Below are 433 nucleotides of genomic sequence, written 5' to 3' on the forward strand. Positions count from 1 at the left end.
TACCGATGGCACGGAGCATGAGCTGACCCGTTTGAGCCGCAAGTTTGGCCGCCGTTTGCACGGACGTTTTAATTTGCCGGTTTATTGGGTGGACGAAAGGATGTCTTCCCTATACGCGGAAAGCCTGCTTGCTGAAGCCCAAGTGTTTGGCCGAAAACAAAAATCCGTGCTTGACCAAGTAGCGGCGCAGGCGATTTTGCAAGGCTTTTTTGAAGGCGGAGCGGCCGAGTATTTCAATGGCCGCGAAGAATAGCACATGGTTCGTTATAGAGGCCGTCTGAAACTTGATTTCAGACGGCCTTGGTTTTATTACGGCTTTGAGATAAAAGAGGTTTAGTTTGGTTAAGTCTGATTTTTTTCAGTGCAAATTTTGCTACACTCCGTTCTCTTTTTTAGACACAAATACAAGGAAAAAGTCATGGCACTCATGGAC

At 46.9% G+C, this 433-nt stretch carries 1 protein-coding gene; it reads left to right on the top strand.

Annotation, left to right across the window (positions count from 1 at the left end; all coding sequences use genetic code 11):
* The coding region (gene ruvX, locus ACTHUR_RS21565; protein ID WP_440400861.1) for a Holliday junction resolvase RuvX at nucleotides 1–253 on the top strand (253 nt) is incomplete at its 5' end.
* Between the last annotated feature and the right edge of the window lie 180 nt (nucleotides 254–433).

Source organism: Neisseria sp. P0021.S007, assembly GCF_051956855.1.